9 protein-coding genes are annotated in these 15,299 nt (G+C 68.1%); 7 read left to right on the top strand and 2 right to left on the bottom strand.

Annotated elements, in window-relative coordinates:
• The first annotated feature begins 135 nt into the window (after positions 1-135).
• Positions 136-1,962: an autotransporter assembly complex protein TamA gene (locus tag CUJ89_RS13665; RefSeq protein WP_114177783.1), complete on the top strand. Its 1,827-nt coding sequence runs from the start codon at positions 136-138 to the stop codon at positions 1,960-1,962.
• 28 nt (positions 1,963-1,990) lie between these two features.
• Positions 1,991-6,022 (top strand): translocation/assembly module TamB domain-containing protein, encoded by a 4,032-nt coding sequence (locus CUJ89_RS13660; protein WP_114177782.1) that lies wholly within the window; start codon positions 1,991-1,993, stop codon positions 6,020-6,022.
• A gap of 88 nt (positions 6,023-6,110) precedes the next feature.
• On the opposite strand, the gene metG is transcribed toward CUJ89_RS13660, so the two are convergent.
• Together metG and CUJ89_RS13645 are read right to left on the bottom strand one after the other, a co-directional pair.
• On the bottom strand, positions 6,111-8,264 hold the full coding sequence (gene metG / locus CUJ89_RS13655) for a methionine--tRNA ligase (protein WP_114177781.1): 2,154 nt from the start codon (positions 8,262-8,264) through the stop codon (positions 6,111-6,113).
• A gap of 376 nt (positions 8,265-8,640) precedes the next feature.
• A complete protein-coding gene (locus CUJ89_RS13645) occupies positions 8,641-9,285 on the bottom strand; it encodes an OmpA family protein (RefSeq protein WP_114177780.1) in 645 nt (214 codons plus the stop codon).
• A 349-nt stretch (positions 9,286-9,634) separates the two neighbouring features.
• Between CUJ89_RS13645 and apbC the strand changes: the two genes are divergently transcribed.
• The 5 genes from apbC to CUJ89_RS13620 all read left to right on the top strand — a co-directional run bounded on the left by apbC (position 9,635) and on the right by CUJ89_RS13620 (position 15,276).
• Entirely contained in the window at positions 9,635-10,726 is a 1,092-nt protein-coding gene (apbC, locus tag CUJ89_RS13640) for an iron-sulfur cluster carrier protein ApbC (RefSeq protein ID WP_114177779.1), read from the top strand.
• A gap of 133 nt (positions 10,727-10,859) precedes the next feature.
• Positions 10,860-11,396, top strand: coding sequence for a superoxide dismutase [Cu-Zn] (sodC, locus tag CUJ89_RS13635; RefSeq protein WP_114177778.1), 537 nt, complete (start codon positions 10,860-10,862; stop codon positions 11,394-11,396).
• A 119-nt stretch (positions 11,397-11,515) separates the two neighbouring features.
• Entirely contained in the window at positions 11,516-12,085 is a 570-nt protein-coding gene (gene dcd, locus CUJ89_RS13630) for a dCTP deaminase (RefSeq protein ID WP_027785134.1), read from the top strand.
• 81 nt (positions 12,086-12,166) lie between these two features.
• On the top strand, positions 12,167-14,446 hold the full coding sequence (locus tag CUJ89_RS13625; protein WP_114177777.1) for an arginine/lysine/ornithine decarboxylase: 2,280 nt from the start codon (positions 12,167-12,169) through the stop codon (positions 14,444-14,446).
• Positions 14,446-15,276 carry a lysozyme inhibitor LprI family protein gene (locus tag CUJ89_RS13620; protein ID WP_114177776.1) on the top strand — a complete coding sequence of 277 codons (831 nt, stop codon included), beginning with the start codon at positions 14,446-14,448 and terminating at the stop codon, positions 15,274-15,276. The genes CUJ89_RS13625 and CUJ89_RS13620 overlap by 1 nt, the downstream gene beginning before the upstream one ends.
• Positions 15,277-15,299 lie beyond the last annotated feature (23 nt).

The raw sequence follows: 15,299 nt of genomic DNA, 5'->3' as shown, positions 1-15,299 counted from the left end.
AAATTGTCGAGAATGACGTCCGGACGATGTTGCATTTTGCGCGTCTGGCGCGCGTGTGAGCGGGTTCGGCGGCGTCCGTGTGGTCAAATACGGGGTTTTCCATCAATTCGAACATTACCGAGGTCGAGGTCATATTTGGCGGGTCACGCGAACCAGCAACGAACCGCGGCGCATGATGCCGGGCGGCAGGCAGTCGGCAGCAGCGCCCGGCGCGGTGACGGCGGCGGGGCGGCCCGGGCCGCGCGCGTGGCCCTCGCCTGCATCGCGATGCTCGCCGCGTTGCCCGCGCAGGCCAAGTACGACGTCGACATCGATGCGCCGCGCTCGATCCGCAAGCTGCTCAAGTCGCATCTCGATATCGCGCGCTTCGCGAAACGCGACGACATCAGCGAAGACCAGTTCGACTTCCTCGTGACCGCCACGCCGCAGCAGGTGCGCGACCTGGCCGCGACGGCCGGCTATTTCTCGCCGGTCGTGCGCACCGACGTGCGCACGCGCGACGGCAAGCGCGACGTGCGCATCGCGGTCGATCCGGGGCCGCAGACCGTCGTGTCGACGGTCGATCTGACGTTCAAGGGGCCCATCGACACCGAGGATCCGAAACAGGAGGCGGCGACCCGTTTCGCGTTCTCGCTGAAGCCGGGCGACCCGTTCACGCAGTCCGACTGGGATGGCGCGAAGGGTTCGGCGCTCAAGCAACTGCAGTCGCGCCGCTATCTCGGCGCGAAGATCGCCTCGTCCGAGGCGCGCATCGACCCGCGTACGCAGCGCGCGACGCTCGCGGTCACGTTCGACAGCGGCCCGACGTTCACGATCGGCAAGGTCGATGTCGACGGCGTGCGCCGCTATCCGGAGAAGATCGTCACGAACGTCAATCCGCTGTCGGAAGGCGAAATCTACGACGTGCAGCGGATCACCGAATTGCAGCGGCAGTTGCAGAACACGCCGTACTACGCGAGCGTCGCGATCGACGTCGGCGACGATACGGCGAAGCCCGAGCGCACGCCCGTGCACGTGAAGGTCAGCGAGTTCCCGTACAACAACATCCGCGGCGGCGTCGGCTTTGCAACCGACACGGGCCCGCACGTGCAGGGCTCCTATACGTATCTCGACACGTTTGGCGCCGCGTGGCCGCTGACCGTGTCGGGCCGGCTCGACCAGATCCAGCAGTACGGGCAGGTCCAGCTGTCGATGCCGCCGGGCGAGAAAGGCTGGACCAACAGCGTGCTCGCGTCCTATACGAACACCAACGTGTCGGACACGCGCATCTACAGCGCGCGGGTCGGCGTGCAGCGCACGCGCACCGGCCAGTACATCGACTACGCGTATTCGCTGATGTACTACCAGGACCGGCTCGACCAGAACGGCGCGGGGCCGACCACGAGCCGCGCGCTCGTGCCGCAATGGGCATGGACGCGCCGCAACGTCGACGATCCGCTGTTCCCGCGCTCGGGCAACCTGATCCACGCGGAGGCCGGTTTCGCGATCAAGGGCGTGGCGACCGACCAGACCTTCATCCGCGGCTACGCGCGCGGCCAGCAATACGTGCCGGTCGGCAAGCGCGACCTGTTCGTGTTCCGTGCGGAGCTCGGCGGCGTGTTTACGAGCGGCAGTTCGACGGGCGTGCCCGCGTCGCTGCTGTTCCGCGCGGGCGGCTCGAACTCGGTGCGCGGTTATGGTTACCAGAGCATCGGCAACAGCGTCGACGGCTCGGTGCTGCCGACCAAGTACCTGATGACGGGCACCGCCGAATACCAGCACTGGTTCAACCGCGACTGGGGCGCCGCGACGTTCTTCGACATCGGCACCGCCACCGATGCGTGGGGCGAGAAGGTGTTCTACCCGGGCGTCGGCATCGGCGCGCGCTGGCGCAGCCCCGTCGGCCCGATCAACGTCGACGTCGCGTACGGGTTGCGCAACCATAGCGTGCGCCCGTACCTGACGCTCGGCATCGCTTTCTGAACGTACCGCTTCATCGACGACGAACCGCATGACGAAGGACCCGAACGACACGCCGCCGCCTCACGATCCGGACTCGCCCGACAGTGCGCCCGACGCGCCGCCGCGCGCGCCGCGCCGCGGGCGCGCGGTGCGCGTCGTCGCGTGGACGCTCGCGACGGTGGTGCTGCTCGTCGTGCTGGCGGCCGGGCTCGTGCTGGCCGCGGCGACGACCGAGCGCGGCACGCGGCTCGCGTGGCAGGTGGCCGGGCGCGTGCTCGGCGCACGGCTCGCGGGCACGCTCGAAGGCGGCTCGCTCGCGACCGGCGTGCGGTTGCGCGGGTTCGCATGGACCAGCCCCGACGGCGCCGGCACCGAGATCCGCATCGACCGGCTCGACGGCCGCTGGGCACTGACCCGCGCGCCGTGGCGGCTGTCCATTGCCTATCTTCGTGCCGGCACGATCGACGTGCGGATCGCGCCGGGGCCGTCGACGCCGAGTACGACGCCGCAGGACCTGAGCCTGCCGCTGCAGTTGCGGATCGACGACCTGCGCGTCGATCACGTCGCGATCCGCGACGCCGGTTCGACGACGCAGCTCGACCACCTCGCGCTGAACGGCCGCAGCGACGGCCGTCACCATGAGCTCGTGCTCGACGGCGTCGATACGCCGTACGGCGCGCTGACCGCGCGCGCGAAGCTTGACGGCGTGAAGCCGTTCGCGCTGACGGGCGAAGCCACCTACGCGGGCAAGCTGTCCGACGAGCCGGTCGACGCGCGGGCCCGCGTGTCGGGCTCGCTCGAGGCGCTGGTCGCCGATGTCGACGCGAGCGGGATGAAGCTGAAGGGGCGCGCACACGTCGAGGCCGCGCCGTTCGGCGCGGTGCCGCTCACGCGCGCGTCGCTCGCGTTCGATCACGTGAACCCGCAGGCGCTCGCGCCCGGCGCGCCGGCCGCCGATCTCGCGGTGCGCGCGGAGCTCGCGCCCGTGACCGCACCGGCCGGCGCCGCGCCGGCGAAGGGTTTCGCGGTGACGGGCCCGGTGTCGATCGTCAACGCGAAGCCCGGCACGCTCGGCGACCATCTGCTGCCGGTGATCGACGCGCACGCGAACGTGCATCTCGACGCGCACGCGCAGCGGATCGACGAACTCGCGCTGAAACTGATCCGCGACGGCAGCGTGACGGGCAACGGCACGCTGACGGGCGGCAAGGGCCGCTTCGACCTGAAGGTCGCGAACCTCGACCTGAACGCATTCGTCGCCGAGCTGCGGCCGATGCGCCTGGGCGGCCCGCTCGGCGTGACGCTCGCGGGCGACGTGACGACCGTCGATTTCAACCTGAACGACCCGAAGCTCGCGCTCGGTGCGCGCGCGAAGGTCGCGCTGACGGCGCAGCAGACCGTGCTGACCGACGCGCGCGTGACGGCGGCCAAGGGCCGTATCGACCTGACGGGCGTGTTCCGCCACGACGCGCATTCGAGCTATGACGCGAAGGCGACGCTGACGGCATTCGATCCGCTGCTGCTCGCCGCGATGAGCGCGCCGAAGGCAGGTGGCGGCAAGGCGGCAAAGGCGCCGGCCAAGCGCGGCGAGACGCGCGTGTCGGGCACGTTGACGGCGTCGGGTGCGTTTGCGCCGCAGGTGTCGACGAAGGCGACCTTCAAGCTCGGCGACAGCCTGTACGACGGCGTGCCGCTGACCGGTGCCGGCGTCGTGCAGCTCGCCGGCTCGCGGATCCTGCCGAGCAACGCGACCCTGTCGATCGCGGGCAACCATGTCGACCTGCGCGGCAGCTTCGGCGCGCCCGGCGACCGGCTGCGCTTCGTTGTCGACGCGCCGCAGCTCGACCGGCTCGGCTTCGGCGTGGAGGGGCTCGTGCAGGCGCAGGGCGACCTGACCGGCAGCTTCGCGCATCCGAACGTGACGGGCACCTACAAGGCCGAGCACGTCGTCGTCGGATCGAACCGGATCGGCGCCGCGCAGGGCCGCACGGACATCCGCGACGGCGCGCACGGCGCACTCGTGTTTACCGCCGACGCGACCGACATCGCGCTCGGCTCGCTGAAGCTGAAATCGCTGCGCGCGAACCTCGACGGCACGCGTGCGAAGCACACGCTCGACGCATCGGCGGTCGGGATGGCCGGCGGCCGCGTGATCGACGCGACGCTCGCGGCGAACGGCGGTGTGGTCGAGAACCGCGACGGGATGCGCTGGGACGGCACCGTCACGCGTCTCGCGAACCGCGGCACGCCGGCCGTCGCGCTGCAGGCACCGCTTGCCGTGTCGGCCGGCGCCGGCCGCGTGACGCTCGGCGCGACGCGCCTTACGCTCGAAGGCGCGGCGATCGACCTGAAGTCGTTCGTGTTCGATCACGGCCAGATGCGCTCGGCGGGCGCCGTGAGCGGCGCGTCGATCGCGCGCTTCCTCGAGATCCGCCAGGAGCTGACGGGCCAGCGGCCGCCGGTGCGGACCGACGTCGTGCTCGACGCAGACTGGGATTTCTCGCTCGGCGCGAACGCGACGGGCTACGTGCAGGTGAAGCGCCGCGGCGGCGACGTGACGATCGAGAGCGGGCGCGGCATCGCGTCGCTCGGGCTGACCGACCTGTCCGCGCGCGCAAGCTTCGCGCCCGGCAACCGGCTCAACGTGACGGCGCTCGCGAAGGCGAGCCGGATCGGCACGCTCGACGCGAACGTCACGGTGCCGTTCGCGCTGCGCGACGGCGTGTTCGGGGTCGTCGACGATGGCCCGCTGTCGGGCCGCATCGACGCCGACATCCCGGCGCTGAAGACGACCGGCAACCTGTTCGGCCCGAGCTATCTTCTCGGCGGGCGCGCGGCGCTGAAGCTGACGGTCGCCGGCACGCCGGTGAAGCCGAACCTGTCGGGGATGCTGACGGGCGACGATCTGTCCGCGACACTCGTCGACCAGGGCGTGCAGCTGAAGGACGGTATCGTGCGCGTGAAGCTCGCGGAAAACCTCGTCGAATTCCAGCAGGTCGAGTTCCACGGCGGCGACGGCACGCTGCGCGCGCTCGGCCGCGTGCGCCTCGACGGCGAGGCGCCCGACCTGACCGCGAGCATCGTCGCGGACAAGCTCGAGCTGTTCGCGGCGCCGGACCGCAAGCTGTCGCTGTCGGGCAAGGCAACCGTCGCGAACGACGGGCCGCGCGGCGCGCTGTCGATCGACGGCAAGTTCGTCGTCGACCGTGCGCTGTTCGACCTGCCCGAGGATTCGGCGCCGCACCTGTCCGACGATGTCGTGATCGTGCGGCCGGACAGCACCGTGCGCGGCGAGACACCGACGGGCACCGCGGCCGCGAAGCCGCAGCCGGCCGCGGACAAGCCGGCGCCGTCGCTCGCGCCGCGCGCCAACATCGACATCGGCCTCGGCAACAACTTCCGCTTCAAGGGCCACGGCGCGGATCTCGGCTTGCGCGGCACGATCACCGTGATGAGCGCGCCGGGCGTGCCGCTGCGCGCGGTCGGCAACGTGCGCGTGACGGAAGGATCGACGTACACGTCGTTCGGCCGCAAGCTCGCGGTCGAGAACGGTTTCTTCACGTTCAACGGCCCCGTGTCGAACCCGGGCGTCAACATCCTCGCGATGCGGCGCAACCAGGAAGTCGAAGCCGGCGTGCAGGTGACGGGCACGATCCAGTCGCTGACGGTCAAGCTCGTGTCGGAGCCGAACGTCACGGACAACGAAAAGCTGTCGTGGCTGCTGTTCGGGCACGGCACCGACCAGGGCAACAACGTCGGCCAGCAGGGCACGATGACGGCGGCGCTCGGGCTGCTCGGCAGCGTGACCGGCAAGCGCGTCGCGCAGACCTTCGGTCTCGACGAGTTCTCGATCGGCCGCAGCGATGTCGGCCTGACCGATCCGCAGGTCGTGCAGGTGTCGAAGGCGATCAACGAGCGTTTCGTGCTCGGCTTCGAGCAGGGCCTGCAATCGGCGAGCAACGCGTTCAAGGCGACGATCAACCTGACGCGCTTCTGGTCGGTGTCCGCGTACGGCGGCACGTTCCAGGGCGTCGACCTGAACTACACGCGGCGCTTCGATCGCTGGTTCGGTCAACGATGACGGCGGGCGCGCGGCGGCGCCCGCGCGGACATGAAAAAAGCCCCGCACGCATCGTGCGGGGCTTTGCGCAAGCGGCGGGGCGCTCGGCTTACTTCACGCGCATGCCGGGCTTCGCGCCGCTGTGCGGCTCGAGGATGTAGAGGCCCGGCTCGGTCTTCTCGTCGGTGGCTGACGCGGCGAGCACCATCCCTTCGGACAGGCCGAACTTCATCTTGCGCGGCGCGAGATTCGCGACCATCACCGTCAGCTTGCCGACGAGCTGCTCGGGCTGGTACGCGGACTTGATGCCGGAAAACACGTTGCGGGTCTTTTCCTCGCCGATGTCGAGCGTGAGCTGCAGCAGCTTGTCCGAGCCTTCGACGGCCTGGCACGCGACGATCTTCGCGATGCGCAGATCGATCTTCGCGAAATCGTCGATCGAGATGGGGGCGTCGTCGGCGCCGTTCACGACGGCCGGCTTCGCGTTCGCCTTGGCGTTCTTCGCATCCTTCGCGGCGTTCGCGCCCGCGGCGGCCGCGCCGGTTGCCTCGGCCTGCAGCGAATCGCGGTTCGCGGCGAGCAGTGCGTCGATCTGCTTCGCATCGACGCGCGTCATCAGGTGCTGGTAAGCCTTGATCGGCTGTTCCGACGACAGCGGCTTCGCGGCATCGGCCCACGCGAGCGGCGCGATCCCGAAGAACGCCTCGACGGCTTCGGCCACGCGCGGCATCACCGGCTTCAGCGCGAGCGACAGCAGGCGGAACGCCTCGAGGCTCACGCTGCAGGTTTCATGCAGCGCGACCGCATTGGCCGGATCCTTCGCGAGTTCCCACGGCTTCGCGCCGTCGACGTACGCGTTCACTTCGTCCGCGAGCTCCATCGTGTGGCGCAGCGCGCGGCTGTATTCGCGCGCCTCGTAGTGCGCGGCGATCTGCGGGATCGCATCGCGCAGCGTCGCGACGAGCGGATGGTTCATCGCGCTGTCCTGCACGCGGCCTTCGAAGCGCTTGATCAGGAAGCCGGCCGCGCGGCTCGCGATGTTCACGTACTTGCCGACGAGGTCGCTGTTCACGCGTGCCTGGAAATCGTCGAGGTTCAGGTCGAGGTCTTCCATCGTCGCGTTCAGCTTCGCGGCGAAGTAGTAGCGCAGCCATTCGGGGTTCAGGCCCGTGTCGATGTAGCTCTGCGCAGTGATGAAGGTGCCGCGTGACTTCGACATCTTCGCGCCGTCGACCGTCAGGAAGCCGTGCGCGAACACGTTGGTCGGCGTGCGGTGGCCCGAGAACTCGAGCATCGCGGGCCAGAACAGCGTGTGGAAGTACAGGATGTCCTTGCCGATGAAGTGGTACTGCTCGGCCGTCGAGCCCGGGCGGATCCATGCGTCGAAGTCGATGCCGTTGCGGTCGCACAGGTTCTTGAAGCTCGCGTAGTAGCCGACCGGCGCGTCGAGCCACACGTAGAAATACTTGCCGGGCGCGCCCGGGATTTCGAAGCCGAAATACGGCGCGTCGCGCGAGATGTCCCAGTCGGCGAGCTTGGCCTCGCCGGCGTCGCCGAGCCATTCGCGCATCTTGTTGGTCGCTTCGGGCTGCGCGAGGCCGCTCACCCATTCGCGCAGGAACGACTCGCAGCGCGGGTCGGACAGGCGGAAGAAGTAGTGCGTCGACGTCTTGCGCACCGGCGTCGCGCCCGACACGACCGAATACGGGTTCAGCAGTTCGGTCGGCAGGTAGGTCGAGCCGCACACCTCGCAGTTGTCGCCGTACTGGTCCTTCGCGTGGCACTTCGGGCACTCGCCCTTGATGAAGCGGTCCGGCAGGAACATTTCCTTGACGGGGTCGTACGCCTGCTCGATCTCGCGCTCGGCGATCAGGCCGGCTTCCTGCAGCGCGAGGTAGATCTTCTCGCTCAGCACGCGGTTCTCGTCCGAATCGGTCGAGTAGAAGTTGTCGAACGACACGCCGAAGCTGTCGAAGTCGCGCTTGTGCTCGGTCCAGACGCGGTCGATCAGCTGCTTCGGGCTCAGGCCTTCCTTTTCCGCGCGCAGCATGACCGGCGTGCCGTGCGTGTCGTCGGCGCCGATGTAGTAGACCTCATGGCCGTGCATTCGCAGCGTCCGCACCCAGATGTCGGTCTGGATGTATTCGACCAGGTGGCCGATGTGGATCTGCCCGTTGGCATAGGGCAGTGCGGACGTAACGAGGATCTGGCGGCCGCCTTGCGGCGCCGCAGCCTGCACGGAGGTGAGGTCGGATGCGGACATAGGGTCTGTAGAGGAACAGCGGAAAAACGACGGGAAACCGCGATTCTAGCAGGGGCGCGGGCCAGCGACGCGGGCGGGCGCCGCGGACCGGGCGCCGGAAGGGGCGGGGCCGCGCAAGCGGCGTGCCCGACGGCGTTATGCTGTGATGCAGCACGAAATCTGCGGGCAAAAAAAACCGGGGCGGATACGGCCCCGGAGCAACAACGACAAGAGGAGAATGGTGACGCGCCGGCAACACCAGCCGCGTACCGTAAATACTGACCGCGGCCTGCGACAGAAGTTCGAAAATTTTTTCGCTTTGTTACCGGCCCCGACGGAAGCCTTGTCCGGCGGGGCTGCGCGGGCGGCGTGCCCGCGCATTCTCCTCGTCGCGCGCTTACTGCGCCTGAGCTGCGCGCAGGTAGATTTCGACGCGGCGGTTCTGCGCGCGGCCGGCTTCGCTCGCGTTGTCTGCGATCGGGTTCGATGCGCCCATGCCTTGCGCCGACAGGCGGCCGCCGTTGACGCCGCGCTGCGAGAGCGCGTTCACGACGCTTTGCGCGCGGTTCTGCGACAGCGTCTGGTTCAGCTGCGCCGAGCCCGTGCTGTCCGTATAGCCGACGACTGATGCCGTCACTTGCGGGTTCTGGTTCAGCGTCGTCGCCAGGTCGTTCAGCAGCGGCGTGAATGCCGGCGTGATCGCGTACTGGTTCGTCGCGAACGTCACCGAGCTCGGCACGTTCAGCTTCAGCGAACCGTCCGGCTGCTCGGTCACCTGCGTGCCCGTCTTCGCTGCCGACGGCGCGAGCTTGTTCCTGATCGCCTGCCAGTTGTAACCCGTCACGCCGCCGACCAGCGCGCCAACGCCTGCGCCGATCGCCGCGCCCTTGCCGCCGCCCGCCAGTGCGCCGATGCCGGCGCCCAGTGCCGCACCCGTGCCGGTACCGACGGCCGTGTTGGTGCCTTGCGGCGATGCGCAGCCAGCCAGCACGGCGCCGGCCAGCACGAAGACGGACAGGCGAGTCGCGATTTTCATGTTCATCTTGGATTCCTCTCTTGGTTGAACGAGTCGACAACGACAACAACAGTTACGGCTCCCTGCGCAGGCCCGCCCGAAAAAGGAGGGCAAGCCTGCGTTCGCGGCAGCCGCCGAAGCGGCCGCATGCCCAGTCCGTCAGCGTGGCTGTTCGGACAGGGCGACGCGTCAGCCTCTACAATATAGGCGGTAAGTGGCCGATTTGGCCCCATAGCGTGCCGCACGCGAAGATTGCGCCGGGCCGCGCGTTCGCGCAATGGCATGCAACAGATTCTTTCACTTTTCCCGATTTTCGCAGCGTAATTTGATATTTTTTGACGTTTGCGCGCGAGAAAAACGTTTTCACGGAGTTTCGATGAGCATTGACCGGGCACAAGTCGACGCCGCGCTGGCGGCAGTCGTCGACCCCAATACCGACCGTCCGTATGCGGCGCACAAGGGCGTGCGCAACGTCGCGATCGACGGCGACGTCGTGGCGCTCGACGTGGTGCTCGGCTATCCGGCGCGCAGCCAGCACGACGACGTGCGCGCGCGCGTCGCCGCGGCACTGCAGGCCGTGCCCGGCGTGCGCGACGCGCGCGTCGCCGTGTCGCAGGAGATCGTCGCGCACACGGTGCAGCGCGGCGTGAAGCTGCTGCCGAACGTGAAGAACATCGTTGCGGTCGCGTCGGGCAAGGGGGGCGTCGGCAAGAGCACGACGGCCGTGAACCTCGCGCTTGCGCTCGCCGCGGAAGGCGCGTCGGTCGGCATCCTCGACGCCGACATCTACGGCCCGTCGCTGCCGACGATGCTCGGCATCCACGGCCAGCGCCCCGAGTCTCCCGACAACCAGTCGATGAACCCGCTCGTCGGCCACGGGCTGCAGGCCAACTCGATCGGCTTCCTGATCGAGGAAGACAACCCGATGGTATGGCGCGGCCCGATGGCGACCTCCGCGCTCGAGCAGCTGCTGCGCCAGACCAACTGGCGCGAACTCGACTACCTGATCGTCGACATGCCGCCCGGCACGGGCGACATCCAGCTGACGCTCGCGCAGCGCGTGCCCGTCACGGGCGCGGTGATCGTCACGACGCCGCAGGACATCGCGCTGCTCGACGCGAAGAAGGGCTTGAAGATGTTCGAGAAGGTCGGGATTCCGATCCTCGGCATCGTCGAGAACATGAGCATCCATGTCTGCTCGAACTGCGGCCACGAGGAGCACATCTTCGGCGCCGGCGGGGCCGAGCGGATGGCGAAGGACTACGACGTGAACGTGCTCGGCAGCCTGCCGCTCGACATGGCGATCCGCGAGCGGGCCGACAGCGGCACGCCGACCGTCGCGGCCGAGCCGGACGGCGCGCTGGCGCGTCGCTACCGCGACATCGCGCGCGGGGTTGCGCTGGCGATTGCCGAGCGCGCGCGCGACATGACGTCGAAGTTTCCGTCGATCGTTGTTCAAAATACGTAAAACCCTTGCGGGGCGGGGCCTTACGCTGCTTACGGCGCCGCGAGGCGCGGTATCATGGCGACTTTTCCCGGGTTCCTTTACCCGCCCGGCGCGGCCGTCGTATCAAACGGCCATCAGCCGGCATGAGGATCGAATGAAACAACGACATCACGGCGCGCGCGCCGGCCGCGCGCGGTGCGCGCTGCTGGCCGCCGCCGCGCTGGGCCTGCTGGCCGGCTGCAGCTCCTTTTCCTCGTCGCACGAAAAACGGGCCGACGCACAACTGCAGCCGACGGTCGGCTCGCAGGCACGCGGCGCGGTGACGTTCGTCGAGCGTCCGGACGGTGTCCAGGTCACCTACAACCTGGTCGGCCTGCCGCCCAACAGCGATCACGCGCTGCAGGTGCACGAGCGCGGCGACTGCAACGCGGGCGACGGCTCGAGCGCCGGCCAGGTGTTCGCGCCGGCCGCCGATCGCCTGCGCGCGGGTGCCCGCGTCGCCGGCGATCTCGGCAACATCCATGCGGATGCGAACGGCGTCGCGGCCGGCTTCATCGTCGCCCCCGATCTGGCCCTCGATGGCGTGCGCTCGGCGCTGAACCGCGCGGCGCTGGTGCACCGCGAATCGAGCGATCCCGCGTTTCCGCAGCATGGCGCGGGGGCCGCGCTCGCCTGCGGCGTGATCCGTTGACGGCTGCCGCGTGCGCGGGACGATGATCGCGTAAAATGTGCGCCTTTCCCGGCCGCCGTCTCGAACCGGCGGCCTTCGCTTAACACCCACCGTCACGCAGCGTATCCAGGCGCCCCGATATGAGCATCAAGTCCGACAAATGGATTCGGCGCATGGCCGAAGAGCACAAGATGATCGAGCCGTTCGTGCCCGGTCAGGTCCGCGAGTCCGAGGACGGTCGCAGGATCGTCAGCTACGGCACGTCGAGCTACGGCTACGACATCCGCTGCGCAGACGAATTCAAGATCTTCACGAACATCAACTCGACGATCGTCGATCCGAAGAACTTCGACGAAGGTTCGTTTGTCGATTTCAAGGGCGACGTGTGCATCATCCCGCCGAATTCGTTCGCGCTGGCCCGCACCGTCGAATATTTCCGCATCCCGCGCACCGTGCTGACGGTCTGCCTCGGCAAGTCGACCTATGCGCGCTGCGGGATCATCGTCAACGTGACGCCGTTCGAACCCGAGTGGGAAGGCTACGTCACGCTGGAATTCTCGAACACCACGCCGCTGCCCGCGAAGATCTACGCGAACGAAGGCGTTGCGCAGGTGCTCTTCTTCGAGAGCGACGAAGTGTGCGACGTGTCGTACGCCGATCGCGGCGGCAAGTATCAGGGTCAGCGCGGTGTCACGCTGCCGAAAACCTGATCTGGTTGCATAACGTCTCACCGGTTTCCGGGTGACCGCTGCGCGTGACGCGCCGCGGTCGTTCTTTTTGGAGAATCGCCCATGAAGTTTCGTTTCCCCGTCGTCATCATCGACGAAGATTTCCGCTCCGAGAACATCTCGGGCTCCGGCATCCGGGCGCTGGCCGAAGCGATCGAGAAGGAGGGCGTCGAAGTCCTCGGCCTCACGAGCTACGGCGATCTGACGTCGTTCGCGCAGCAGTCGAGCCGCGCATCGTGCTTCATCCTGTCGATCGACGACGACGAACTCATGCTCGGCGAAACCGGCGCGGACGGCGAGCTGCCCGAGCTCGCGACCGCGATCATCGAGCTGCGCGCGTTCGTCACCGAAGTGCGTCGCCGCAACGCGGACATCCCTATCTTCCTGTACGGCGAGACGCGCACGTCGCGCCATCTGCCGAACGACATCCTGCGCGAGCTGCACGGCTTCATCCACATGTTCGAGGACACGCCTGAGTTCGTCGCGCGCCACATCATCCGCGAGGCGAAGGTCTATCTCGACTCGCTCGCGCCGCCGTTCTTCAAGGAACTGGTCAAGTACGCGGACGAAGGCTCGTACTCGTGGCACTGCCCGGGCCACTCGGGCGGCGTCGCGTTCCTGAAGAACCCGCTCGGCCAGATGTTCCACCAGTTCTTCGGCGAGAACATGCTGCGCGCGGACGTCTGCAACGCGGTGGACGAACTCGGCCAGCTGCTCGACCACACGGGTCCGGTCGCGGCGTCCGAGCGCAATGCGGCGCGCATCTTCAGCGCCGACCACCTGTTCTTCGTGACCAACGGCACGTCGACGTCGAACAAGATCGTCTGGCACGCGACGGTAGCGCCTGGCGACATCGTGCTGGTCGACCGCAACTGCCACAAGTCGATCCTGCACGCGATCACGATGACGGGCGCGATTCCCGTGTTCCTCACGCCGACGCGCAACCATTTCGGCATCATCGGGCCGATCCCGCGCGACGAATTCAAGCCGGAGAACATCCGCAAGAAGATCGAGGCGAACCCGTTCGCGCGCGAGGCGATGCGCGAGAACCCGGACATGAAGCCGCGGATCCTGACGATCACGCAGAGCACGTACGACGGTGTGGTCTACAACGTCGAGATGATCAAGGACCTGCTCGGCGACCTGCTCGACACGCTGCACTTCGATGAAGCGTGGCTGCCGCATGCGACGTTCCACGACTTCTACCGCGACATGCACGCGATCGGCGACGGCCGCCCGCGCACCGGCGCGCTCGTGTTCGCGACGCACTCGACGCACAAGCTGCTCGCGGGCATCTCGCAGGCATCGCAGATCGTCGTGCAGGATTCTGAGAACCGTACGTTCGACAAGCACCGCTTCAACGAGGCGTACCTGATGCACACGTCGACGAGCCCGCAGTACGCGATCATCGCGTCGTGCGACGTCGCGGCCGCGATGATGGAGCCGCCGGGCGGCACCGCGCTCGTCGAGGAATCGATCGCCGAGGCGATCGATTTCCGCCGCGCGATGCGCAAGGTCGACGCCGAATATGGCGACGACTGGTTCTTCAGCGTGTGGGGCCCGGACAACCTGTCGGAAGAAGGTATCGGTTCGCGCGAAGACTGGATGCTGAAGCCGAACGACCACTGGCACGGCTTCGGTGCGCTCGCGGAAGGCTTCAACATGCTCGACCCGATCAAGGCGACGATCATCACGCCGGGGCTCGACGTCGACGGCGAGTTCGGCGAGACGGGCATTCCGGCCGCGATCGTCACGAAGTACCTGGCCGAGCACGGGATCATCGTCGAGAAGACCGGCCTGTATTCGTTCTTCATCATGTTCACGATCGGCATCACGAAGGGCCGCTGGAACTCGATGGTGACCGAGCTGCAGCAGTTCAAGGACGACTACGACAACAACCAGCCGCTGTGGCGCGTGCTGCCGGAATTCGTCGCGCAGCATCCGGGCTACGAGCGCATCGGCCTGCGCGACCTGTGCGCGCAGATCCACGACGTGTACCGCGCGAACGACATCGCACGCCTGACGACCGAGATGTACCTGTCGGACATGGAGCCCGCGATGAAGCCGTCGGACGCGTTCGCGAAGCTCGCGCACCGCAAGATCGACCGCGTGCCGCTCGACGAGCTCGAAGGCCGCGTGACGAGCATCCTGCTCACGCCGTACCCGCCGGGCATTCCGCTGCTGATCCCGGGCGAGCGCTTCAACAAGACGATCATGAACTACCTGCGGTTCGCGCGCGACTTCAACGCGCGTTTCCCGGGCTTCCACACCGACATCCACGGCCTCGTCGCGGAAGAGGTGAACGGCCGCGTCGAGTACTTCGTCGACTGCGTGCGCGACTGATGGCGACGCACGGACGAATCCAGGCGATGCGCGCGGCGGTGGCCGCGCTCGCCGTCTGGACGGCAGGGTCGGCGGGGCTGGCGGGGTTGGGTGTGGCGCACGCGGAAGTCGCCGCGGCCGACCCGATCGACGTCGCGATGCGGCAATGTCTCGCGCGGCGCGACCGGTCGTCGACGGCTGGCCAGATCCAGTGCATGGGCGAAGCGCAGCAGCAGTGGCAAGCCGTGATGGACGACGCGTACCAGCGCCTCCTGAAGGATGCGCCGGCCGACGCGAAGCGCGGCTGGCAGGACAGCCAGCGCCATTGGCTTACGTGGCGCAAGGACGAAGTGCATCTGCTGAAGGCCGTGTACGACACGACGCGCGGCACGGCGTATACGATGTCGAGCGCCGACATGCAACTGCAGCCCGTGCGCGATCGTGCGCTGGCGCTGCGCGGTGCGGCCGATCGCTATGCGCCGCCGCCCGCTGCCGTACCGGTCGCGGCCACGAGCGGCGCGCAGGGCGGTGCGAGCGCGGCCCAGGGCGCGGCCGCGCCGAACGGCAAGCCGGCGAACAACGCGCCGCGCGATCCGGCCGTGCGCCGCGTGCGGCCTTGCGAACAGGATGCCGCGTGCGAGCACGCGCTGTTCGACCTGAACCGTTATTACCAGAAGCTGCGTCGCAAGATGCCTGCGCATTCGGCCGCGACGCTCGTGCGCGCGCAGCGCGCGTGGGTCGCGTTCCGCGATGCGACCGCACCGCTGGTCGGCGAGGACGGGCGCGTCGACCTGATCGGCGCGCGCATCGCGACGATGAAGCGGTTGTCGGAGACGGCCGGCAACAAGTAGCAGCCGTCGTGACGCCGGTGGTT

Origin of the sequence: Burkholderia pyrrocinia (genome assembly GCF_003330765.1) — a bacterium.
GTDB classification, from domain to species: domain Bacteria; phylum Pseudomonadota; class Gammaproteobacteria; order Burkholderiales; family Burkholderiaceae; genus Burkholderia; species Burkholderia pyrrocinia_B.
This window is presented reverse-complemented; position numbering and strand designations above follow the sequence as displayed.

What these genes read in the sequence shown, in the direction of transcription:
- apbC (WP_114177779.1), top strand. Translation starts at nt 9,635, where the DNA reads ATGAGCATTGACCGGGCACAAGTCGACGCCGCGCTGGCGGCAGTCGTC.
- CUJ89_RS13625 (WP_114177777.1), top strand. Translation starts at nt 12,167, where the DNA reads ATGAAGTTTCGTTTCCCCGTCGTCATCATCGACGAAGATTTCCGCTCC.
- dcd (WP_027785134.1), top strand. Translation starts at nt 11,516, where the DNA reads ATGAGCATCAAGTCCGACAAATGGATTCGGCGCATGGCCGAAGAGCAC.
- CUJ89_RS13620 (WP_114177776.1), top strand. Translation starts at nt 14,446, where the DNA reads ATGGCGACGCACGGACGAATCCAGGCGATGCGCGCGGCGGTGGCCGCG.
- CUJ89_RS13645 (WP_114177780.1), bottom strand. Translation starts at nt 9,285, where the DNA reads ATGAACATGAAAATCGCGACTCGCCTGTCCGTCTTCGTGCTGGCCGGC.
- sodC (WP_114177778.1), top strand. Translation starts at nt 10,860, where the DNA reads ATGAAACAACGACATCACGGCGCGCGCGCCGGCCGCGCGCGGTGCGCG.
- metG (WP_114177781.1), bottom strand. Translation starts at nt 8,264, where the DNA reads ATGTCCGCATCCGACCTCACCTCCGTGCAGGCTGCGGCGCCGCAAGGC.
- CUJ89_RS13660 (WP_114177782.1), top strand. Translation starts at nt 1,991, where the DNA reads ATGACGAAGGACCCGAACGACACGCCGCCGCCTCACGATCCGGACTCG.